Source organism: Bacteroidota bacterium, assembly GCA_016721765.1.
Classification (GTDB): domain Bacteria; phylum Bacteroidota; class Bacteroidia; order UBA4408; family UBA4408; genus UBA4408.
This window is the reverse complement of the sequence record JADKHO010000004.1, coordinates 611,653-636,159: the sequence shown is the minus strand read 5'-3', so window position 1 is coordinate 636,159 and position 24,507 is coordinate 611,653. Positions and strand designations below refer to the sequence as shown.

16 protein-coding genes and 3 pseudogenes are annotated in these 24,507 nt (G+C 35.8%); 13 read left to right on the top strand and 6 right to left on the bottom strand.

Annotated features, from left to right (window positions below):
• Positions 1-28 precede the first annotated feature (28 nt).
• Positions 29-745, top strand: coding sequence for a hypothetical protein (locus IPP32_16800; GenBank protein MBL0049741.1), 717 nt, complete (start codon positions 29-31; stop codon positions 743-745).
• A 54-nt stretch (positions 746-799) separates the two neighbouring features.
• On the opposite strand, the gene IPP32_16795 is transcribed toward IPP32_16800, so the two are convergent.
• The 3 genes from IPP32_16795 to IPP32_16785 are packed head-to-tail and all read right to left on the bottom strand — an operon-like array spanning position 800 to position 2,333.
• Positions 800-1,273, bottom strand: a complete 474-nt coding sequence (locus tag IPP32_16795) for a hypothetical protein (protein ID MBL0049740.1) — start codon at positions 1,271-1,273, stop codon at positions 800-802.
• A gap of 11 nt (positions 1,274-1,284) precedes the next feature.
• On the bottom strand, positions 1,285-1,752 hold the full coding sequence (locus tag IPP32_16790; protein MBL0049739.1) for a hypothetical protein: 468 nt from the start codon (positions 1,750-1,752) through the stop codon (positions 1,285-1,287).
• A 32-nt stretch (positions 1,753-1,784) separates the two neighbouring features.
• Positions 1,785-2,333, bottom strand: a complete 549-nt coding sequence (locus tag IPP32_16785) for a sigma-70 family RNA polymerase sigma factor (GenBank protein MBL0049738.1) — start codon at positions 2,331-2,333, stop codon at positions 1,785-1,787.
• A 236-nt stretch (positions 2,334-2,569) separates the two neighbouring features.
• On the opposite strand from IPP32_16785, the gene IPP32_16780 reads away from it, so the two are divergent.
• The 5 genes and pseudogenes from IPP32_16780 (at position 2,570) to IPP32_16760 (ending at position 10,459) form a co-directional block, all read left to right on the top strand.
• Positions 2,570-3,796, top strand: a complete 1,227-nt coding sequence (locus tag IPP32_16780) for an MFS transporter (protein MBL0049737.1) — start codon at positions 2,570-2,572, stop codon at positions 3,794-3,796.
• A 55-nt stretch (positions 3,797-3,851) separates the two neighbouring features.
• A complete protein-coding gene (locus IPP32_16775) occupies positions 3,852-5,126 on the top strand; it encodes an acetyl-CoA hydrolase/transferase family protein (protein MBL0049736.1) in 1,275 nt (424 codons plus the stop codon).
• A gap of 203 nt (positions 5,127-5,329) precedes the next feature.
• Entirely contained in the window at positions 5,330-6,982 is a 1,653-nt protein-coding gene (locus IPP32_16770; GenBank protein MBL0049735.1) for an NAD(P)H-dependent oxidoreductase subunit E, read from the top strand.
• A gap of 6 nt (positions 6,983-6,988) precedes the next feature.
• A pseudogene (fdhF, locus tag IPP32_16765) lies at positions 6,989-9,720 on the top strand (formate dehydrogenase subunit alpha).
• 142 nt (positions 9,721-9,862) lie between these two features.
• The gene (locus IPP32_16760) at positions 9,863-10,459 is read left to right on the top strand and encodes a transposase (GenBank protein ID MBL0049734.1); all 597 of its coding nucleotides are present in this window, start codon (positions 9,863-9,865) and stop codon (positions 10,457-10,459) included.
• Between the two features lie 71 nt (positions 10,460-10,530).
• Here the strand turns inward: IPP32_16760 and IPP32_16755 are convergent.
• The 3 genes and pseudogenes from IPP32_16755 to IPP32_16745 all read right to left on the bottom strand — a co-directional run bounded on the left by IPP32_16755 (position 10,531) and on the right by IPP32_16745 (position 11,381).
• Positions 10,531-10,769 (bottom strand): annotated as a pseudogene (locus tag IPP32_16755) (GIY-YIG nuclease family protein).
• Positions 10,770-11,063, bottom strand: coding sequence for a GIY-YIG nuclease family protein (locus tag IPP32_16750; protein ID MBL0049733.1), 294 nt, complete (start codon positions 11,061-11,063; stop codon positions 10,770-10,772).
• A gap of 55 nt (positions 11,064-11,118) precedes the next feature.
• A pseudogene (locus IPP32_16745) lies at positions 11,119-11,381 on the bottom strand (GIY-YIG nuclease family protein).
• A 201-nt stretch (positions 11,382-11,582) separates the two neighbouring features.
• On the opposite strand from IPP32_16745, the gene IPP32_16740 reads away from it, so the two are divergent.
• The 7 genes from IPP32_16740 (at position 11,583) to IPP32_16710 (ending at position 24,467) form a co-directional block, all read left to right on the top strand.
• Positions 11,583-12,794, top strand: coding sequence for a site-specific integrase (locus tag IPP32_16740; protein MBL0049732.1), 1,212 nt, complete (start codon positions 11,583-11,585; stop codon positions 12,792-12,794).
• Positions 12,795-12,803: 9 nt separating this feature from the next.
• Positions 12,804-13,853 (top strand): hypothetical protein, encoded by a 1,050-nt coding sequence (locus tag IPP32_16735; protein MBL0049731.1) that lies wholly within the window; start codon positions 12,804-12,806, stop codon positions 13,851-13,853.
• Between the two features lie 268 nt (positions 13,854-14,121).
• A complete protein-coding gene (locus tag IPP32_16730; GenBank protein MBL0049730.1) occupies positions 14,122-14,505 on the top strand; it encodes a hypothetical protein in 384 nt (127 codons plus the stop codon).
• A gap of 1 nt (position 14,506) precedes the next feature.
• A complete protein-coding gene (locus tag IPP32_16725) occupies positions 14,507-15,046 on the top strand; it encodes a hypothetical protein (GenBank protein ID MBL0049729.1) in 540 nt (179 codons plus the stop codon).
• Positions 15,037-15,324, top strand: a complete 288-nt coding sequence (locus tag IPP32_16720) for a hypothetical protein (protein MBL0049728.1) — start codon at positions 15,037-15,039, stop codon at positions 15,322-15,324. The genes IPP32_16725 and IPP32_16720 overlap by 10 nt, the downstream gene beginning before the upstream one ends.
• Before the next feature lie 682 nt (positions 15,325-16,006).
• Positions 16,007-18,832: a SprB repeat-containing protein gene (locus IPP32_16715; protein MBL0049727.1), complete on the top strand. Its 2,826-nt coding sequence runs from the start codon at positions 16,007-16,009 to the stop codon at positions 18,830-18,832.
• Positions 18,833-18,872: 40 nt separating this feature from the next.
• Positions 18,873-24,467 (top strand): VCBS repeat-containing protein, encoded by a 5,595-nt coding sequence (locus IPP32_16710; protein MBL0049726.1) that lies wholly within the window; start codon positions 18,873-18,875, stop codon positions 24,465-24,467.
• Positions 24,468-24,507 lie beyond the last annotated feature (40 nt).

Sequence of the window (24,507 nt, the reverse complement as noted above, 5' to 3'; positions counted from 1 at the left end):
CATTTACACCAGTATTAAAGTAAGAGAAATGAATAATCGCATACTTTTATGTTCACTTCTTACGCTTTGTATAATGAGCTTTAATGCTTGTCGTAAAGGAGAAGATGACCCATTTTTTTCTTTTCACACCCGAAAAGATAGGGTTGCAGGTGCTTGGGTGGTTAGCAATTACACCGGCGAATTTAATACCGACTATAGTTACCCGAGTAAGAAAACAAAAACCGTGGTATTTGTTCAAAATTTTGGCTTAGTGAATTATTCCCAAAGTACTTCAGATACCGCAGGCACTTTTGTGGAATTAAAAGGGAAAGTGAGTCAAGCAAATTATTATTTTTATAAAAATGGGAAATGGTCTTCAGTGCTTGAATACTATTTATATGCGCCCCAAGCTGTAGGTGGATTTTACATTTCAAAAACACGGTACGAGAACGATGGAACATGGGAGTTTCAAGATAAGACAGATGGCATGAAAAAAAAGGAAAGTATGTTAGTGAAAACAGAAAATGAAAAACATTTTTATTATACGTATTCCACATTTCTTGGAACTGTGGTGGATTCTGTAGCCGATTCAAGCAGTGTTACTTATGGTATTGGCGAAAAATCGGACGTTTGGAAATTGATAGGTTTGAGAACTAATCGTATGAAAGCCGAGATTGTAAGTGAGCAATCATTCATCAGCACAGTGCCTGGAATTGCAGGAACAAGCATTACTTCAACCAAAAAAATAAGCATAGAATTAAATTAAAAAAAGCCGTCAACAAATGCTGACGGCTCATTCACTAAACCAACACTTGAAAAACTAAGGTCTTCGATCGCCTTTTCGCTCCTGAATTTTTTTAAGTAATTCTCGTTTAAAATCTTCTTGTGCGCGGTATAATTTTGCAACTTTTCGTATGGGCAACACCGCTTTAAATTTGTTGTGGTATTCTTTTAAAACATCCAATTCTTTTTGTCTGAAGCTCACTTCACTATCAATGAGTGCTTCTACTTCTTTGTCGCTAAGCTGATCGAGATTATCCATCCCGTCTTTACTGTCTTTTCTACGGCTTTGACGAATGGCTTGAATTTTATTTTCAAATTCATTAAAAACCGGCCAAAATTGTTGTGCTTCAGCGGGAGTGAGTTCCAGCTTATTGGTGATATACGCAACTTTCATGGCTTCCACCTTTTCTTTTCGTTCGCCTTTGTGCTGCTTATCTACTTCACCTGGCTGAGCCAGTGTGGAGGTAAGTATGGAAAGGGAAACCCCTACAATTGCTATTAATTTTTTCATTTTTATGGAGTTTAAAATTCGTTTGTAATTGTTGTTATATCTATATTATCGCTAATTAAGTAATCCTCTATTTCGCTGCTGCTGATGTCGCTTCCGGCTTCTATTTGTTGTGAGGCACTTTCTAGACTTTCATCATCCAGTTGGTCTGCTAATTCTATTTCATTGGCAGATGCCAGGTAAAGTGTATCAAATTCTTGCACCATTTCGTTGGCAGCAATTTCTTTTGTTGGGGAAGATGATGTGCTTGAATAATATCGAATTCCAACCAAAATAAATACAAATATTGAAGCGGTTACAAGTGCAGTTTTATAATTAGGTACCCAATAATTTTTAGGTTTTACTTGGGCAGTTACTTTTTCCTGCAATTCACCGGGTAGTTTTTCAAAATAATTGTCGGGTGTGCTGAAAACCTCCTTTTTCTCGATGTTAAAAAGATGAGGGGCAATTTTTTTCAGTTCCTCGTTATCTGTTGTTTCCATTTGTTTCTCTGATTGTATTTATGCAAAAAGGTTTAATGACTCAAAACATATTCTTCTATTTTTTTTACTGCTATGTGATAGGAAGCTTTTAATGCACCTACCGAAGTTCCTAATACATCCGACATTGCTTCATATTTAAAATCTTCATAATATTTCATGTTAAATACAAGTCTTTGCTTTTCGGGCAATGTGAGTATTGCTTTTTGCAATTTCAATTGAATTTCATCACCATTAAAATAATTATCGTCCTCGAGTGACTTTGAAAGTTGATATTCCACATCCACAATTGGAATAAAAAATTTTGTTCGCTTCTTTTTTAAAAAGGTAAGCGATTCATTTGTTGCGATGCGATATAACCAAGTAAATAATTGGGAATCCTCTTTAAAATTTAACAAGTTGTTCCACATTTTCAACAGCACATTTTGCAATACATCATTGCTGTCGTCGTGATCTATTAACATGCGACGAATATGGTTATACAGCCTCTTTTGGTATTTTTTCACCAACAAATTAAATGCGTACGAACGGGTGTTTTCATCCCTAAATTTTTCGAGAAGTTCTTTGTCGCTGTATTCCTCCATACTTGTTTCGTTTGACTTCTTTCCGAGCTAACTAAAATTTTGGGATATATAATTTTTCATGTCGCTATTTTAGTAGGATACTATTATTTGCTAAAGGTTTAATTCAGCTGTTAATTTTTTTTTATGAGGAGTTTGAATTATCAACACACAGCCGTAAAAATATCTATTTTATTTAGTAGCGGCAGCTTCATTATTTTTCTTTTCTTAGCATTCAATTCTATCCATTCACATGATGTATGAAAAATAAATGGTATAAATCGCACAGTGTATTAATTATTGTTGCAGCCTTGGGTTACTTTGTTGATATCTACGACTTAATACTCTTCAGTATTGTACGTAAGCAAAGTTTGTTATCGATAGGTGTACCGGAAGCAGAATTGTTAACAACCGGCATCAAATTAATTAACATGCAAATGATTGGTATGTTAGTAGGCGGTTTGTTATGGGGTATTTTAGGTGATAAACGCGGACGCTTATCTGTTTTATTTGGCAGCATTTTTTTGTATTCAATAGCCAATATTGCCAATGGATTTGTAACCGATGTTAGTTCGTATGGATGGTTACGCTTTATTGCAGGAATAGGTTTAGCAGGCGAGTTAGGAGCCGGCATTACGCTGGTAGCCGAATCAATGAGTAAGGAAACACGCGGCTACGGTACCATGGTGGTGGTATCATTTGGGGTGCTTGGCGCTGTTTTGGCCGGATTGATTGGTAAAAATTTTGATTGGACCACTGCTTATTTTATAGGAGGTGCCATGGGTCTGGTGCTTCTAGTGTTACGTATAGGCGTATTCGAATCGGGTATGTATGCCAAGGTGAAAGAAAGTAAGATTAAACGTGGCAATTTTTTTCAATTGTTTACCAATAGGCAGCGCTTTATTCGCTATCTCTGCTGTATTACAATTGGCTTACCCATTTGGTATTTGATTGGAGTCTTGGTTTTTCTTTCTCCTGAATTTGCAAAAGAATTAGGAATTAAAAATGTGGAATCGGGAAGTGCTGTAATGTATTTTTATTTAGGAACTTCCATAGGCGATTTTATGAGTGGCTATTTGAGTCAGCTTTTTAAGAACCGCAAGAACATTGTAAAATTTTATTTGGCTTCCATTATTATTACTGTTCCTATTTATTTATTTACTACAAATATCAGTGCCCCCCTGTTTTATTTTATTTGTTCTCTGCTTGGTTTTGCAGCAGGGTATTGGGCTGTATTTATCACCATTGCATCAGAACAATTTGGAACAAATTTACGCTCCACAGTAACTACCACAGTTCCGAATTTTGTGCGCGGAGGCTTAGTATTGCTTACCTTTGGGTTCGAATTTTTTCGAAACACCCTGCACTATACGCTAGTTTGGAGTGCCATGGCGGTGGGAATAATTACAGTGACTATTGCATTTATTTCCTTATTGGGATTACATGAAACCTTTGGAAAGGACCTCGATTATTTTGAATTGGATTAGTGAGAGTAAAATAAGTAGTAAAATCCCAAACCCATAATTCGTTATAGCTATAAGAATGATTAAATATCAAACCGCTGCGGAGGCAGTAAAATTAATTAATAGTGGTGATCGTGTTTTTTTTCATGGTGCGGCTGCAACACCACAAGTATTAATAGATGCCTTAGTAACGAGACATGAAGAATTAAAGGAAGTAGAAATAATTCATATTCACACCGAAGGAGATGCCGTGTATGCCCAATCTGCGTATGAACATGCATTTCATGTAAACAGCTTTTTTGTGGGTGCTAATATTCGAAACTTCGTGGGCCATAGCAATGTGCAATACATTCCCATTTTTTTAAGCGAAATACCGGCTTTGTTTAGAAGAGGTAGAATGCCCTTGGATGCTGCATTTATACAAGTTTCCCCACCTGATCAACATGGATTTTGCTCTTTAGGTGTTTCGGTAGATGTGGCAAAAGCAGCCAGCGATGTGGCGAAAAAAGTTATTGCCTTGGTAAATCCGAATATGCCCCGGTCGCATGGTGATGGGCAAATACACAGCAGTCGCTTTAGCGCTATGGTGCATACGGATAAGCCAATTTATGAATTTCCGCAAAGCGATGTTTCCGAGAATGAATTGGCCATTGGAAAAAATATTGCTTCGCTTGTAGAAAATGGTTCCACCCTGCAACTTGGAATTGGTGGTATTCCCGGAGCGGTTATGAATTATTTGCATCAGCACAAAGATCTTGGATTGCATACCGAAATGTTTACTGATGCAGTATTGCCCTTAATTGAAAGTGGCGTAATTAATGGAAGACGCAAAAGAAATCATCCCGGCAAGGTGGTATCGACTTTTGCTATGGGGACCAAAAAATTATATGATTTTATACACGATAATCCAATGGTGGCAATGTTGGATGCAGCCTATGTTAACGATACCGCGGTTATTCGTAAAAACCCAAAAGTAGTGGCCATTAATAGTGCAATTCAAATTGATTTGAGCGGACAAGTATGCGCCGATTCTATTGGAAGCACCATTTACAGTGGAGTAGGAGGTCAGATGGATTTTATTAGAGGTGCCTCTTTAAGTGAGGGTGGGAAACCAATTATTGCTTTATCGTCGGTTACCGGAAAAGGTGTTTCTAAAATTGTGCCTTTGTTGAATCAAGGCGCCGGGGTGGTTACTACACGCGCGCATGTGCATTATGTAGTAACGGAATTTGGAATTGCCGATTTGTATGGAAAAAATATTGCCGAACGCGCAAAAGCATTAATTGCAATAGCGCATCCCGATAGAAAGGAAGAGCTGGAAAAAAGCGCTTTTGAACTATACGGAAGGCTTTAACTAAAAGAAACATTTTCGGGTTTTATCAATTCGGTTTTTTTTTCGATACTCTAATTTAATGCTCAAAGTTATCCACCAAAATGCAATTAATTGTATCTTTGAAGGAAGGTATCGGCTAATTGTTTCAAACTCATTACACCTCAATTTTGAAATAATGATTTTGAAACTTCTTTCACTTTTCCTGAATTTAAAACATAGAGGCGATGTCAAAAAATATCAGTGAATTATCCGGCCGCAAAGGCTTGCACAACAATCTTTTTGAAGAGCTTGGCATTGCTGCTGCTCAAACTGGAAGTCCTAATCTGGAACAACTTGAAAAAATTCGTCAAGAATTTTTAGTTGGAAAATCTACTGTTTTTGGAGCAGTTTCATTTTACGATTTTTTGAAACCTGAAAATAAAGGAAAGAAGGTTTATGTGTGTAATGGTAGTGCATGTATGCTTGCTGGCACACAAGAGGATTTGCATAAAAAGCTGGAAGCACAATTTGATGCAAACGAAATTGGCGAAATGTGCTGTCTTGGTCGTTGTCACGAAAACAATGCTTTTCACCATGCAGGAAAAAATTATTCGGGCAACGATATTGATACCATCTCAAAAATAAAAGAGAAGAATTATTTAAGTCGGGAAAAATATACTGTTGGATATTATGGAAATCCAATACTCACCAGTGAAACAGGAAGTATAAAGGAATTTTACCAAACATTTAAAAACTGCCTCACTCAATCACCAGCAGATTTACTTTCTGAGCTAAAAGCTTCGGGTTTGCGCGGTAGAGGAGGAGCGGGTTTCTCCATGGCCTTTAAAATTGAGTCGTGCAAAAATGCAGTTTCAGATTCAAAATTTATTGTTTGCAATGCCGATGAAGGAGACCCGGGAGCATACTCTGATCGGTATATTTTAGAAAATCGTCCGCATGCTTTGCTTCAAGGAATGCTGCTGGCAGGTTATCTGGCAGGAGCTAATTTTGGTGTGCTTTATATTCGAGGCGAATATCCTGAGTCGGTTGAAATTATAGCTACTGAAATTGAAGCATTGAGGAATGAAAAATTACTTGGCGAGAATATTTTAGGTTCAGGATTTAATTTTGAATTTAAAGTTATCAAAGCCCAAGGCGCATATATTTGCGGAGAAGAAACAGCTTTGCTTTCGTCTATTGAAGGGCAACGCCCTGAAGTAAGAGTGCGCCCACCTTATCCCACACAGCAAGGTTTGTTTAATAAACCAACGGTTGTAAATAATGTGGAAACGCTAGCTAATCTTCCTTTCATTTTTAAAAACGGAGGAAAGGCTTTTGCTGTTATCGGCACTGCTAAATCCAGTGGTACTAAATTAATTTCATTGGATGGAAATTTTAATTCTCCCGGTATTTATGAAGTAGATATGGGAACACCTTTATCAGTTGTGGTTCATGAAATGGGTGGTGGATTTAAACATCCCGTTAAGGCCATGCACATTGGAGGACCCTTAGGCGGTTTAGTTCCGGTGAGTAAAATCGAGAAGCTCACTATAGATTTTGATTCCTTTGCAAAAGAAGGATTTCTTTTAGGTCATGCATCCATTGTTTGCATTCCTGAAAATTATCCCTTGATAAAATACATTGAGCACCTTTTTAAGTTTACAGCACATGAAAGTTGTGGTAAATGTTTTCCTTGTCGATTGGGCTCTACGCGTGGTTATGAACTAGTAGAAAAGGCTCAGTTGGAAGCATATAAAATTGATAAAAGTTTGATGCTAGATTTACTTGAAACCATGGAATCCGGATCGCTCTGTGCCTTGGGTGGTGGACTTCCGCTTCCAATTAAAAACGCGCTGCAGTATTTTGAAAGTGAATTGGCCGTTTATTTTAAAAACTAATCCAACATGGCAGCAAGCGCATTTATAAATGATAAAAGTTACACCCTAATTGAAGGTGAAACTATTCTGAGTTTTGTTAAAAGGCATTTGGGTAATGAACTAGTTCCCACGCTTTGCGATGCCCCCAATTTGGAACCATTTGGTGCTTGTCGCGTATGTAGTGTCGATGTTTCACTTAGTAAAGATGGTCCGGCTAAAACGCAGGCTTCGTGCCATACGCCCGTAATTCCCAATTCATACATCCAAACAAATAGCGAGAAAGTAACGCGTTTGCGTAAAAATATTGTAGAGTTAGTGCTAACCGATCATCCCTTGGATTGCCTTACTTGTGAAGTAAATAACAATTGCGAGTTGCAAAGTGTGGCTGCAAAAGTTGGTGTGCGCGATGTCCGTTATCCGGAAGGAAAAAACCACTTAGATCGAAAAAAGGATTTAAGTCACCCTTACATGACATCTGATTTTTCTAAATGCATTAATTGTTTTCGCTGCGTGCGGGCTTGCGATGAGGTGCAAGGAGAAATGGTGCTAAGCATGGCAGGTAGAGGGTTTGACAGTCATATTGTAAAAAGTTTTGACAACAGTTTTTTTGATTCAGATTGTGTGAGTTGTGGTGCTTGTGCACAGGCATGTCCTACTTCTGCGATAAGCGATGTGTTTGAATCGAAATCGGTTGTTGCGGATAAAAAGGTGCGCACAGTTTGTACCTATTGTGGCGTGGGTTGTAACTTGGATGTGGCTGTTTTGAATGGGAAAGTAAAATCCATTCAAGCGCCTTACGATGCAGAAGTAAATCAAGGTCATACTTGTTTAAAAGGGCGTTACGCCTTTTCATTTTACAATCATAAAGATCGAATTAAAACACCGCTCATTCGTAAAAATGGAATATTGGAACCGGCTACTTGGGATGAAGCCTATGATTTTATTGTAGAAAAATTAACAGCCATAAAATCGAATTATGGTCCGGATTCCATTGCCGGAATTTCATCGGCACGCTGCACCAATGAAGAAAATTATTTGATGCAAAAATTTATTCGTGCGGTTATTGGAACCAACAATATTGATTGTTGTGCACGAGTTTGTCACTCTCCAACTGCATTGGGCATGCAGCGCGCATTTGGAACCGGTGCAGCGACCAACTCGGTGGAAGATATTAAGCATACAGATTGCATTATGATTATTGGCGCAAATCCAACAGAGGCGCATCCGGTGACTGGTGTTAAATTGAAACAGTTTGCAATGAAGGGTAAAACCACCATTGTAATAGACCCGCGCAAAACGGAGATGGCGCGTTATGCCACCTATCATTTGCAATTAAAACCGGGTTCCAATGTGGCATTGATAAATATGATGTTGTATTACATCATTCATGAGGGATTGGAAGCAAAAGAATTTATTGAAAACCGCACCGAAGGCTATGCTCAATTCAAGGAACAAATTTTAAAACTTGATCTGGATGAAATGGAAAAGGCTTGCGATGTGGATCGAAAATTAGTGCGTGAAGCAGCAATAGCTTATGCGAGTGCACCAAATGCCATGTCGTTCCACGGCTTAGGCGTAACGGAGCATTCACAAGGTTCATATACCGTTATGTTGATTTCAGATTTAGCTATGATTACCGGAAACATTGGTCGCCCGGGAGTAGGAGTAAATCCCTTGCGTGGACAAAACAATGTTCAAGGAGCAGCCGATATGGGTTGCCAGCCGCATCAGGGAGCGGGTTACATGAGTTCTTACGATCCTGAAATCAACAAAGAGTATGAGGCATTTTACGGTAGGAAAATTCCCTTTTCTAGGGGATTAAAAATTCCTGAAATGTTTGAGGCTTCTATCGAAGGTAAGCTTAAAGCCTTGTGGCTGATGGGAGAGGATGTGGTGCAAACGGATCCTAATACCAATAAAGTAATTGCCGCCATGGAGCACTTGGATTTATTGGTATTACAAGAAATATTTTTAACCGAAACCGCAAAGTATGCGACGGTAATATTGCCGGGTGCCACTTTTTTAGAGAAGAGTGGAACTTATACCAATGCTGAGCGCAGGATACAAAAAGTGCAAAAGGTGGTAGAGCCTTTAGCAGGGACAAAAAGTGATGGAGAAATTATGGTGGATGTGATGAATAAAATGGGTTATGCGCAAGCCCCCTACGATCCGAAAACGATGCTCGAAGAAATTTCGCAAATCGTGCCTTTCTTTGCCGGAGTAACTTGGGAGAATTTGGGTGAGCTTGGAAAGCAATGGCCGGTGAAAAAGGATGGTAGTGATACGGAGATTTTGCACATTGAGAAATTTTCGAATGGGAAAGGAAAGTTTCATTACTTCGATTACAAGGAGAGCAATGAAATAAGTAAGAACGGAAAGGAATATCCTTACATCATAACTACCAACCGTGAATTAGAACATTACAACTCGGGCACCATGACCCGTCGCACGGGCAATGTGGATATACTTACCGAAGATGTATTATTGATTAATAAAGTAGATGCCGACCGTCATTTTATACAAGATGGCGATATGGTTTGTATTGAATCGCAGCGAGGTAAAGTGATGTAAAAGCCCGTATTACAAACCAAGTAAAACCGGGTATCTTAAGCACCACATTCCATTTCCCTGAAGTAATGCTCAACGTGATAACCAGCGACGAGCACGACAGTGAAGCGCTTTGTCCGGAATACAAAGTGGTAGCTGTGAATATCAGAAAGAGTAAAGGGAAGTTTAAGAAGAAAATGCAAGAGGGTTGAATAAAGCTAAATCTTACTTCTTAAATTAAATGGTCCTTGAAAGTATAAATCATCCATTTTTACTCCATTCCAAGGTTTTTTAACTTCATTAAATTGACTTTTTTTGTGTGCATTAATTAAAAATCAACACAAGAATAAGAAAATGAATTTTGAAGCCGATAGCATTTATCATATTTACAATAGAGGAAACCAACAACAAAAAATATTTTTCAAATCAGAGAATTATCGTTTTTTTCTAAGGAAAATAAGAAAGGAGCTTTTGCCACACTGCACGCTGCTTGCTTATTGTTTAATGCCTAATCATTTTCATTTAATGGTGGAGATTCCACAGAGTGTTGACGGAGAAGGAGTAACTCATCGGATGACTCATAGTCATCCGATGGGTTACTCCTTCTCAAGAATGCATCCGCTTTCCCAAGCCATTGCAGTATTGCTACGTTCATATACTCGCGCAATCCAAAAACAAGAGAATTTTACGGGGTCGCTATTTCAACAAAAAACTAAGGCCGTTGAAATTCTAACTGAGCGCCAAATTTTGATTTGCACCAATTACATTCATAGAAATCCAATAAAAGCATGCTTGGTTAACCTAATGGAAGATTGGGAATTTTCATCCTTCCAAGCCCATTGTGATATTAGAGATGAAAATCTTTGTAATAAAGCAAGATTGAGAGAATTGCTTCAGTTGAAAGTAGAAGATGATTTTTATAAGTATAGTTATGAAACTCTTCCTGATTAAATCCCTCTATAAGACGAATAATAGTCATCTGTGGAGGGATTAGTGATCCCGCCGCGATTCGAACGCGCAACCTACCCGCCTGCGGCGGATTGCTCTATCACCTTTTTAAGAAACTCTCGTCCTTGTCCGCCTTTTAGAAATTTTTCACGTTTCATAGCTTTGGCTCGTGTATCAAACTCTTGAGAATAAATTAATTGCCAAGGGCCTTTTTGGGAAGTGTATTTTTGCCTTTTGATGTATTGTTGTGTTCGAGCAATCTGCGTTCAAGATTGTCTGTCTGTCCAGTATAAAAGTACCGGAAGTTTGGCACTTAAGAAGATAAACGAAAAACATGAAGTGATCCCGGCGCGATTCGAACGCGCGACCTACCCGCCTGCGGCGGATTGCTCATCACCTTTTTAAGAAACTCTCGTCCTTGTCCGCCTTTTAGAAATTTTTCACGTTGCATAGCTTTGGCTCGTGTATCAAACTCTTGAGAATAAATTAATTGCCAAGGGCCTTTTTTGGAAGTGTATTTTTTGCCTTTTGATGTATTGTTGTGTTCGAGCAATCTGCGTTCAAGATTGTCTGTCTGTCCAGTATAAAAGTACCGGAAGTTTGGCACTTAAGAAGATAAACGAAAAACATGAAGTGATCCCGGCGCGATTCGAACGCGCGACCTACCTGCCTGCGGCGGATTGCTCTATCACCTTTTTAAGAAACTCTCGTCCTTGTCCGCCTTTTAGAAATTTTTCACGTTGCATAGCTTTGGCTCGTGTATCAAACTCTTCAGAATAAATTAATTGCCAAGGGCCTTTTTTGGAAGTGTATTTTTGCCTTTTGATGTATTGTTGTGTTCGAGCAATCTGCGTTCAAGATTGTCTGTCTGTCCAGTATAAAAAGTTCCGGAAGTTTGGCACTTAAGAAGATAAACGAAAAACATGAAGTGATCCCGGCGCGATTCGAACGCGCGACCTACTGCTTAGAAGGCATATACCCCTGATTTGTGATTTTATGATTTATGCTTATATGTTATGATAATCAGTTGATTGTAAATTTTGAGATTGCTTTTTAAATGTTAAAATATGTGACTTTATGTCATTTTTTGTACATTTGTTTAAACCATGTTTAAACCAAGAAATGCATGACAACCGCTAAATTACTGCTATACGAGTCAAAAACTCTTTCAAATGGGAAACATCCGCTTTGTATTAGGCTGATTAAAGATAGAACAATTAAGTATATTTCGGTAGGGTATTCAGCAAGTAAAGAACAGTGGAATGGGAGTGAACTGCTAAAAGGATACCCAAATTTCATACGAACCAACAAAATTTTAAGGACTAAACTCAATGAAGTAGAAGATGTAATTTTGAATCTTGAAGATTCCGGTCGAAGTTATTCTTTAGAGCAAGTTGAGCACAAATTTTTGGGCACAATTAAAAAGAAAACAGTATTTATTTATTGCCAAGATATTATTGACCGATTAAAGGAAACCCACAAAATTGGAAACTCAGTTATTTATAAGGATCTACTTCGAACTTTAAAGTTGTTCCGGAATAATAGAGATTTAAGTTTTTCGGATATTGATTATGGGTTTTTAATGAAGTTTGAAGAATTTTTCTTGTCAAGAAAGGTGAGTGAAAACTCCATTAGTCTGTATATGCGAACTCTTAGAGCGTTAGTTAATAAAGCAATAAATGAAGGATATTGTAAAAAGGAAGATTACGCTTTCGACAAATATAAAGTCTCAAAACTGGATACTAGCACACAAAAGAGGGCTATAACTAAAGAGGAGATTTTAAAAATAATTAATTTCGAAACAGAAGCGGGCACCAGTTTGATGCATTCAAAAAATTTCTTCCTCTTTAGTTTTTACACAATTGGTATGAATTTTACGGATATGGCAAATCTTAGATGGAAGAATATTATTTCTAACCGAATAATATTTATTCGTGCTAAGAACAAAAAATTATTTGACATTAAAATCCAACCTCGGTGTCAAGAAATACTGGATTATTATTCACAAGAAAATAAGAATGAAGAAGATTACATTTTCCCGATTTTAAATGATAAGATTCACAATAACCTTTCAAGCATAAGGGATAGACTTCATAAAGTGAACAAGCGAGTGAATAAGGATTTACAGGCAATTGCAAAGAAACTAAAAATTGACGCTACACATAGCATCACCCATTATGTAGCTCGACACTCTTGGGCAAGCATTCAAAAAGAAAACGGGGTTTCCACTGCCATAATAAGTGAAAGCATGCAGCATGATTCTGAAAAAACAACGCAAATCTATTTGAAATCCTTTGTGAACAAAGTGTTAGATGATGCAAATGCTTCTATAATATAAATCAAGAAAATGACAATACCGGATGAAATGGTGAATCACCATTATTATGAAATTGACTTAAGAGATATCTGGCAATACGAAAGAGAAGCATTCTTTAAACAAGAGATTAGCTATGAATATGCAGATTACCTACAATCTAAAATTCGAAAATTAATTATCGATGAAGATCCAAAAAGGGGGCATAAAAAAGGTCAACCTAATGAATATACATATTCAAAATATTATAAACGTTTTTATGAAAAGAAAGGCTTGATAGAAAAGGAATTCATGCTTGACTTTTTCTTTGACCATGAAACTTTATACAGCTATGATAAAACATTGATTATTAATAGGAAAACCAGCAACTATGACTATTGGTTTACTTTGAAACTAAGACAGTATGATTCGAACTTATTAGAGATTGATAATTTTCTGAATTATCAAATCAAGAGTTGCTTTGATAACAATTACGCATCGTTTTCAAGGTTTCTTAAATTACTAGTCAGACAGAATAGCCAAGATAAGCATATTTCTTCTGAAGTTATATTTACTGTAGAAGAATGGATTCTTATTAATTCTAAAAAAGAAGAAAGCCCAATTAATGTATTGAATTCAAACCCTGATGTCACCGAAAAAAAGCGAATTGAAAGAAAGAGCAATAAGAATTTTATAAGATCCGCAAGAAAATTTGATTCCTTTGAATTAATTGAATTTAAAAAAAACACGGACTATTTTACAAAAAACGCAAGCAATATTTCTGAGATTATTTCCCAACTAAAGAAAAATAAATTTATATATGATGAGCCATATTGGGATAGGTTTGTTAAGATTTTTTCTGGTGAAAAAATTGTGCCTTCGGAGAGAATTAACTGGAAGGCATCATTTCAAGAGCTCAACCTCTTTGTTTCATTGTTAGAGTATGACTTAAAAAAAATCGAACCATTAAAAAATGAGATTTGGGTTACAACATTAAAATGCTTTACAAAAGATGGTGCAGATATTTCAATAACCCAGGTTCGTGATGCCAATAGCAGTAAAAAACGGAAAAAACTTCTATTGTCAATCCTTGAAAAATTATAATTTCAACACTACAAAAATTCATTTTACTTCCTGTTCTTTACTGAAATTAGCAGGCATTAATATTAGTAAACCTTCCCCTCTTTCAAGACGGATATTGTGAAAAGAACAATATCCTTTTTTTTGTAAATTAATTACCATCTCGGAGTCTCGGTTAAATTATTTAATCATAGAACCCTTTATAATCAAGCATATTAATTATTCCTGCTCGGAGACTCAGATTCTTTTCCAGCACCCTCATTCATATTGTAATTACTATTGCGACATCAAAATGAAACTAATTACGATGGACTTAAATCGACCACTCTATTCTCTTTCAGTTGCGGAATATATTGAACTTAACAATAGCATTTTCGCAAAGCAACTAGCAACAATAGTTGCAAAAGAACAAAGCACCGCAGCAGACACAACTGAAGGCGACATCTGCTTTATTCAAAAAGCAGCTGAAATTACCGGATATGCGGTTGAGACACTCAGGACAAAATGCTTTTACAACGAAATACCTTACATTAAAACACCAGGCACCAAATTCCTAAAGTTTAGCAAGAAAAAGTTACAGGAATGGATGGCAAGTGGTTCTGTTAAAACGGTGGATGAAGAAAATGAAGCAATTAATGAATATCTAACATCAAAAAGAAAAACTAAAACCAAATAAAATGAGAAAACACCTAATTCCAATGAGCCTAAATGCCTATTCAGAGTATTTTCGAAGATGTGCCTACTGTGGTGATAAATTTATGGCCAATCACCTGCTTCGAAAATTCTGCCAGCAGAAGTTTGGAGTGCCTGATTTCTGCAAAAACAGATTTAAGGTTCTTAAAGAGACCTCTAATTTAGTTCAGCCAATTGAGAATGACCTATTGAATGAGATGGCTTATGACGGCTATACCTTGCTTGAACATTCGGCTCCTGCAGAAGTCGCAATAATTCCCAAGGCAATTCCATTACAAATTATTGACGCTACAGAGAGAGCTAAAAATATAGCCAGCCTAACACTTTTAATAGCTAACGAAAGGGAACGAGAGATCAGTTTTGAAGAACTGGACAACGTGAACTACAAGCTTGATGTTTACGATGCGTTAAAACCCATCCGTAACACAACTCTTTCGGCAATTGAAATTGGGCCCTTCACACTAATATGGGTCAACAAAAATGATTTTTTATTAACCTTAACAACTGAAGTATTATGGATGTAAATCTTGTAAGAAAAATTTGCGGTGAGATGCCGCTAGAGTACCTACCTGCCGCGAAAATAATAAACGATAAAAAAAATAGAATTAGGATTATGATTGGCATTGGAGTCGTTGCATTAATTGGCGGTTTTTGGTGCGGAACAATTAGGGAGAAACGAAAACACACAGATTTTAAATTACTGGAAACGGACAAAAAGGAAACTGATAAATTGACTGAAAATTCTAAAGTGGGCAAAGTGACCGCAAAGGCATCTTCTAAAAAAGGACAAAACGTTCCTTAACCTTTTTAGCTGTTTTTTTTCATTTAGCTTCTTACATACATATTAAAGCTCTATATATTGACGTATTTTAGATCAATCCGTTTTTCAATTTAATTCAATTTTGACATTAATTTTGTGGTGAGTTGCAATTTTGAGACAGGATAAATTTTATCAATTAAAAGCTCTGGAGCATCCTCAAATTTCTAGTATACGCAGCTATAGTTCTTCATGAATGATTCGATTCATAAGTTTAGTGATTAATAATTCTTGAATTTCGATTTGAAAAATGTTCAATTGTTTTTTAATGGTTGAATATTAATAGGTATAATTCCTAAATAAATCTTCGATAAAAAAAACTATTTATCAGACTTACAGTATATTATGATAGACAAACGAAATTTAACTTGTTTTAACAAAATTTAAGTTTTTAATTAGCAACCTGATTGATGGTTCGCTTTTAAATTTTAGTGAATCAATGTAAGGCTGGAATGTTTCATCAATAAACAACCAAGCTGAATGCAATTTTCTTCTACCCTGTATTCCTTCTTTAATAAATATATTTTTACTCAAAAATTATTTTCTATTCCAGAAAATTATTCAATCAAAATATCATCCTTTTTGAGTATTGACAATCCAAAATCCTTTATTCAACCTTGTATCCCAAATCTTCTAATCCCCAATTCATAATTTAAAACGCTACCTCATGAAAAAATTATCCTTTCTTTTAAGAAGTGCATTTTTAATGCTTTTATTTAGTTCAGCAGTAAGGGCTGAAGAATTTGATGTGCAACTAACACCTTCCTTGTACGCAGGAGGCTACAATATTAGTTGTTATGGCGCCAACACGGGTTCCATCAATTTGTTTATTACAGGTGGTGTTGCTCCCTATACTTATGTTTGGGCGGATGGTCCTATCATTAGAAATCGAACAAATTTGGTTGCCGGTAATTATCAAGTAACAGTCACCACTTCAAATGGGCAAAGCGTTATTAGGGAGATAAATTTAACTCAGCCTGATTTATTTCAAGTAACCTTATCCCCTTTAGAGTATGAAGGAGGGTATAATATAAATGAGAATGGTGGTAATAATGGAGAGATTGGCACTGAAATTAGAGGTGGAGTTCCCCCGTATAATTATTTGTGGAGCAATGGTGGAATTGAGAGTAAGATTGACCATTTAAACGCTGGCAATTACAGCATTTCAGTTCATGATGCAACCAATTGTGTTGCAAATGCGAGTACCATTTTAATTGAGCCTACGGTGCTGCATGTTGTTAGTATAATAGGTTCTGTGCATTCTAGTGGCTACAATATTGCCTGTAACAAAACTTGTACATTATCTTTAACTGTTGCTGGAGGAACTCCTTTTGGTGAAAATGGTAATACATATTATCATTATGAATGGAGTAATGGTACTACTGGCGCGGATACAAAGGTTAATGAAGCCGGTAGGTATACTGTGACTGCTACAGATAATAATGGAGCGTCAGTAAATGCATCAATTTTAGTAACTCAAGCACCTACTTTTTCAGCCGAAATAACACCTTTTGTTTACTCCAATTCAAAGAACACTAGCTGTTATAATTGCAATAATGGAAGTATATCTACAATTATTCACAGCGGAACTGCACCTTATACATATACATGGAATAACGGGTCTCATGCTCAAAATCCAAATGGACTAGGGGCTGGCAGTTACACAGTTGTAATGAAGGATGCGGCCGGGTGCCTGATTGAAAAAACTACTTTGATAACATCACCGGAGCGTGAGGATTGGACGATGGGAGGGAATTATAATACAGATGAGAATTCGCATTTTATCGGGACGAGAGACAATCATGATTTTGTCTTTAAAGCAAACGACTCAGAAAGAATTCGGTTACTTAAAAATGGAGGAACTCAGTTCAATGGAAATGTTTTTGCAAATAACTTTAAGCTGGGAAATGAATCAAGTTCTAGTTCGTTGGCTGAGACAGCACTTATAGGTAACACAAGAGTTGTATCATTTGGAGGAGCACCTGCCTTTTATCGCCCGGGTTCTACATTGGAACCAATACATCAATGGGTTGCTCAAAGTAAAGGACCATATGATGTAATTTGTGCTACCCCCAACCCAAATACAGATGATTTATTCGTTCGAGTTCAAAGCGATTGTTACCAAGGCAATATCGACAACTGGCATTATGTAAATGGAATAGCAACCGCTAATAGGCCATTATTGCTTAATTATTATAGTGGCAATGATGTTGGCTTGTGTGCAAATTTCAATGCACCTAATGCTGGAGGAACAGTAAGTACAGGTTGGACATTTGAAGTCGGTCATCCATTAAGAGATCTGGATGTGGCTGGAAATATAAGAGGAGATGGCAATAGAAATGGACTAAAAGTAGTTACTCTTGATAGTCCGGATTACAACACACAACTATCTGTTCATGGAATTACATCAAAAATAATTGCTGGAAATCTTTTCAACACGGGTGGCTGGTATCAAGATGTTTTTTCAATAAAGGGAAATGGTGAAACTTTTTTTGGTGAAGTGAATAGCCTTACCCCTGCTTTCTATATTAAACCATATATCGATGCTTCGTTTAATTATCAACCATCAAATGTTGGCATAGGAACAAAAAACCCAATGTCTAGATTGCATGTAGTAGGAGATGTCCGCATTTCAAATTTAGGTAATCAACCCGAAGCATATAATTTAGTCCAAGCAGATATAAATGGTGAATTAAGTCCAGTATCAACAATTGGTTTAGCCTCATTGATTCCTTCAATTAATTTTTGGAAATCAAATAATAACGGAACCGATGTTTATCATTTAAATGGAAAAGTTGGGATAGGCACAAATGAACCGAATGCACAGTTGCAAGTTGGAGATGGTGTAAAAAGTATTTCATTAGGAGGTTTCTGGAATAATTCAGCTCCGGAATGGACCACAAGTTATGTTGGCTTTAATGCAGCGCGGGATGAAGGTGTTCAAGGAAATCAAAAATGGACAATGAATGGTGCAGCGGGAGTTGCTAATGGAGCCGCAGTAATTGCGAGTGATTTATCCGGACAGTTACGTTTTATTACAATACCTCAAGATGCATCAACACCAGAAATGGTTGTTCACAAAACAGATGGAGCAATTCTTAGCAATGAAAGAATGATTATTAGAAACGATGGGAAAGTAGGAATTGGAAATCCAGTTTCATATCCAGCAGGCTACAGTTTATATGTAGGAACAGGAATAATCACAGAAAAATTAAAAATCGCATTAGGCACATCAACTGAATGGATGGATAAAGTTTTTGATAGTGATTACAAACTAAGAAGTCTTAATGAACTTGAAACATTTATTTCAACAAATAAACATTTGCCAGAAATTCCAACAACTAAAGAAGTGCAAAAGGATGGAATTGATGTTGGAACTTTTGAGGCAAAATTATTGCAAAAAGTAGAAGAACTTACTCTGTATGTTATTAAGATAAATAAAGAAAATAATTCTTTAAAAGAGCGTGTTCAATTTCTTGAAAAAGCTAAGTAACACTTCAAAGAAGTTTCATTTTATTTTAAAATTGCACATTATGAAAAGTAACCATAGGCACATTTTATTGACTTTATTAATTTTCTTTTCCATTCAAACTGTATATTGTCAATCAGCTCAAAGTATTTTATTTAACCAATTAACCCCTGCTCCTGGTATACTATCTGGGAGCTATTATGCCAGGGACAATATTGAGGCAGTAAATGTTGGAACCGAAGCTATCACATCAGGTAAATCGATTTTGCTAGCGATTAATAAAAATGTTCAAGTTCCAGTTCAGTATTTAAATAATATTTCAAATGTCAACCCAAATGATCCCTATGATCCTTCTGCATCTATTGATATTATTGATAAACCAATAGATGAAAAACGCGCTGTGGGGTCATTGGTAGGAAATGCTGATGTTTCGATTACAGGAAGTGCTTCCTATAATATTCCAATAGAAATAGCCCCCGGTACAAATGGAATGGAACCGCAAATTGGGTTATCTTATAATAGTAATTTAACTAATGGCATACTTGGTCGAGGGTGGTCAATTAGCGGAATCTCAGCAATTAGCCTCGTAAATAAATCATATTACTATGATGGAAAAAAAGAGGGAATATTATTTGATGGCGACGATCCGATTGCATTGGACGGGAATCGGCTAATCCCTTCTCCTGCTAATGGAGTTAATACCTATAGACCAGAAAGGGAAAATTTTACTTTAACAACAAAAGTTGGAAATTATTATAAAGTTCAAACCAAAGCCGGTTTGACTATGTTCTATGGACTTAGCCAAGATTCCAAATTGCAACTAGGTTCAAATATTCTTGTCTGGTATTTAACCTCTGTTTACGATACCTATGGAAATTATATAAAATATTCTTATAATAATGATCAAGGCGAAGTTACTATTAAAGAAATTGCTTATACTGGAACTCAACAAGAAAGCCCCTATAATTATATTCATTTTTATTATGACAAACGAAAAGATGCCAATCCAATCTATTTTAAGGGTCACTCTATTCAGAATAGTTTAATTTTAAGAGAAGTTGAGGTAATATGCGAAAGCAAATCAATCAAGCGTTATAATTTTAAATATATTTTTAGTGTACAATCATTTTTGCGCGAGGTTACTGTGTTTGGTGCTGATAATACCGTATTAAATTCTACATTTTTCAAATATGGAGATTTAATAAAGCAGCAAACTATAACTTTTACCGATCCCATTGTTCAAATATCAAACAATTCGTTGCCTGGTAATGCTGATTTTATTCTTGGAGATTATAATGGAGATGGTAAGACAGATTTGTTGGCTTGTTTATATAATTCCATTAATGCATATCTCGAAAAAAGTTATAGTGGATATGAATTATATTTTAACCAAAATAATGGAACGTCTTTTTCTAAAGCTCCTTTTACAGGTTTGATAGATCAAGGCACTCAACCCTTTATGCAGAGTGATCATTATAGTCAATTTCTTTCAGGGCCTATACCAAATACTAATTTCGACATTAACCAAGACGGAAAGGACGATGTTATCCTGGTAACCGAAAACATGAACCAAAAGGAATATACAGTTTATTTTGCGACAGGGTTTGGATTTACACCTGGCAAAACTGTATCAATTGGGAATACAGAACAAATTTATTTTGCTGATATAAATGGAGATGGAAGGCTTGAAGGTATAACTTATTATAATGATACTTATTTTCTTGAAGATGAATTCCATGTTTTTCTGCTTGATGAACCTATACAGGGAGTTGCAGTACCCTTGATTTATCCATACTCATTCAACCCAAGCTCAGTCCCCTATGATTCCTTTAGATTTGCTGATTATGATGGTGATGGCATTAATGTATTTCTTGGGCTGCGATATGGCGGTGAGGATATTATTAAATTTTCAGATCCATTAGTTAGTCCAGCAAATTATTTCGCGAGTTATATTGGAGGTTTTGCGGGTACTAGTGGCTCAGGAACTCAAAATTACCCATGTGATTTTAATGGTGACGGGACTCCTGATGAACTTAGATTATCAAACTGGTCTATTGCAAGTATGCCAACCTATCCTTCTGTACCTGCTGCATCAAGTATCCTATATGGAACCGGAAATGGTCTGGGAGCATCTATTCCACTACTAGATCATCCTCTTTATCCTTTCTTCAATAAGTTAAGAAGATATTTAGTGTCAGATATTAACAATGATGGAAAGTCTGATATTCTTGTGGTTACAACCAATGATCCATTGCAGGAAGGAATAGGTATTTATGTGTATTATGGAGGGCAAACGATTCCAATTTTGCTAGGCGGAAAGGAAGAATATGAACCACCTCGGCTAATTGATTTATCCATGCCAGGTAACTATTTGCCATTACCAATTAACAGTGACAATCTACCAGAGTTTTTAATAGGTGATTTTGATGGAGATGGTCGTGGAGATATTTTTATGAAACATATTAATATTTTCCATGCAGGATTAGTCTACTGGTCAATTGTTCATTTTAATGAAGGCAAAAATGTTAATTTATTATCATCTGTAACAAATGGGTTTAGGTATAAAACAGATTTTGAATATAAATCACTTGCAAATGCTGATGCAAGTGTATATACAAAAACCCAATCTGTTATTCTTCAAAATACATTCCCGATTCTCAATGTTCAGATCCCATATTATGTTGTTTCTAAAACAACCGCTCCAAATGCTAAACTTAACGGATTTGTTAATACTACTTTTAAGTATGAAAACGCTAAACTTCATCTCACAGGCAAAGGTTTTTTAGGTTTTGATAAAGTTACCTCTTATAATGACTTGAATGGACTAAAGGTTGAAAAAATCTTTGGACTAAATACAACATATTATGAAAGAGAAGCTATAAGCATCAAATCTTTTATTAATGCCGCCTCGACACCCTTTTCTGAACAAACAAATGCTTTTACTTATATTGATTACCCGGAACCTTTGAGACATTTTAGCTATGTAGAGGATAAAATTAACATTGACCATTTAACAGGAAATGAGGAAGCAGTGCACCAAGATATCAACGCAGATGGAAACATTACAAGTAATAGTCAAACGATAACAGGAACAGAGACAGAATTTACTATTACAGATTACACGATTTCTCCTTTTTTATATAATACATGGCTTCCTTCAAGATATACTAGTTCACTTACAACTACAAAATTAGGGAATGATACCCCTTATGATAGGGAAATTTTATTTGAATATAATTCTGACGGTTCACTGCATAAAAAAACTCTTGATCCACATAAATCTTTGCTTGTCATTACAGAATACGGATATGACAACAATACAGGGGTTTTGTTAAACAAGACAACAACGCCCCCGGCATCAACTCCAACTTTGCCAATTAAAACGGTTCATTTTGAATACGATTCCAAACATCGATTTGTGATTAGAAACTTTAACGAATTAGGTCAGGTAATTGAGACTGCCTATAATCCAAATTGGGGAAAGCCTATTTCTGTAAAGGGGATTGACAATCTTTTAACAGAATTTTATTACGACGGTTTTGGGCAGGAAATTAAATCAAGATTTCCTAATAACTCTATTTCGCAAACTTCTATTTCATGGATAAAGCAAAGTGATCATTTGGGTGGAGAGCCTTTAATAATTAGCAATAATGCATTGTACTCAATTACAAAAAAGCAGGATGGAAAACCCGAAGCTAAATCCTTTTATGATTTATTTGGACATGAACTAAAATCAGAAATTGAAAGTTTTAGCAATATAACGGGGGTCGAAAGAAAAATATATTCTGTTAATGAATTCGATGAAAAAGGGAATTTAATAAATGCATCTGGACCTTACGAAGGAACAATGCCTTTAAATAATCAGATTGTAATTAATAATTTTACATATGAGCCTGATTATAATAGGATTCTCCAAGAAAGCAATAATATTAACATTGCAAATCCTATTGATTATACCTATAATTTCACAGGCGGTTATTCAACAATTACCAAAAGCTATAACGGTCAAATGAAAAGTGAGAAATATAATGCGATTGGTTTGTTGTCATCTTCCAATGATAATGGTGGATCAATTTCATACATATACGGAAGTGGTAGAAAGTTGACTAGTACAACTGTTGGAGGTGACCCTGCAATAGTTTCCCATTATAATGAATATGGAATGCAGGATTATTTGAATGAGAAAAACTCTGGCCTAACTTCTTATAATTATAATGCATATGATTTAATTTCACAGCAAACTGATGCCAATTTAAAAACATATACAATACAATATGATGAGTTGAACCGAATCAAATATAAATATCTTCCTGATGGTGGTCTCTACGAGTATAAATATGTTCCAAATGGTCCTGGGATCAACCAGCTTGAAATGATTACAGATATAAATAATAATCCTTTGATACATTATTACTATGATGATTTTAATCGAATTACAATGGAAGATAAAATTATTAAGGACCAGGTTTTTACAACGAAATATCAATATGACCAAATTGGTAATCTTATAAAATATACTTACCCTAGTGGTTTTTCAGTTGAATATAAATATCAATCAAACACCGGTTATTTGACCGAAATTATTGCAGATAATGGGCAATCGATTTGGAAGGCTGTTAAAATGAATCATTTTGGTCAATATTCTACATTCAAATTAGGTAACAATCCAAACACAATAGTTACTTATAATAGTTTAGGTTTAGTTGAAAGTATTGCGGCTGGTAACATTCAAAATTTAAAACTTAATTTCGATATTGTAAATGGAAATCCTATTAATAAAAAGGAAATTTTTACTTATGACCAACTTGATCGATTAATTGGTTCCCAAATAGTTGATCAATCTTCGGCAAATCTGCTTTATGACCCCATTGATTTACATTTTTTTGACAATGGAAATATTGATGGAAAATCGAATGTTGGTACATATTCTTATAATGGTACGGGCCCTCATGCGATTAGTGAAATCGCAGGAATTAGCAATTTACCATCGCCTTTAATACAAACGATTGAGTATACTGATTTTAATAAAACAAAGAAGATCCTTGATATTAATAATAATAAAATTCTTGAGTATGAATATGATGCTTTTGAGTCAAGGATATACGGCAAATTGAGTGTTGGGAATAATATAGAAGAAAGATATTATATTTCGGATTATGAAAAGAATATTGACCAAACTGATATTACAGAAGTACATTACATTGGAGCCCCGAGTGGCTTGGCTGCAATATACGTTATACAAAATGGAGTAAAGAACTTTTACTATGTTTATACTGATCATTTGGGCTCAATTCAGAAATTAACAAACGAGCAAGGAGTAGTTATTGCAAAACAAGATTTTGATGCCTGGGGGAATTACCGAAATCCTGATGATTGGACTTTTCTAACTCAAGAACCTATTAACCCTAAATGGTTATATCGAGGGTATACTGGTCATGAGCATATAAAGGAATTTTCTCTTATCAATATGAATGCTCGTTTGTATGATCCAGTTATTAACAGTATGTTAAGCCCTGATAATTATGTGCAAACTCCCAATTTCACTCAAAACTACAATAGGTATTCCTATGGATTGAATAACCCATTAAAATATACTGATCCAACAGGTAATTTCAATATAGGTTATTTGGGACTTCTTTTAGGAGAAAGTGGGTTTTAGGAACAATCAATTTGTTTTCAGGGTCTAGTAAGCCATACAG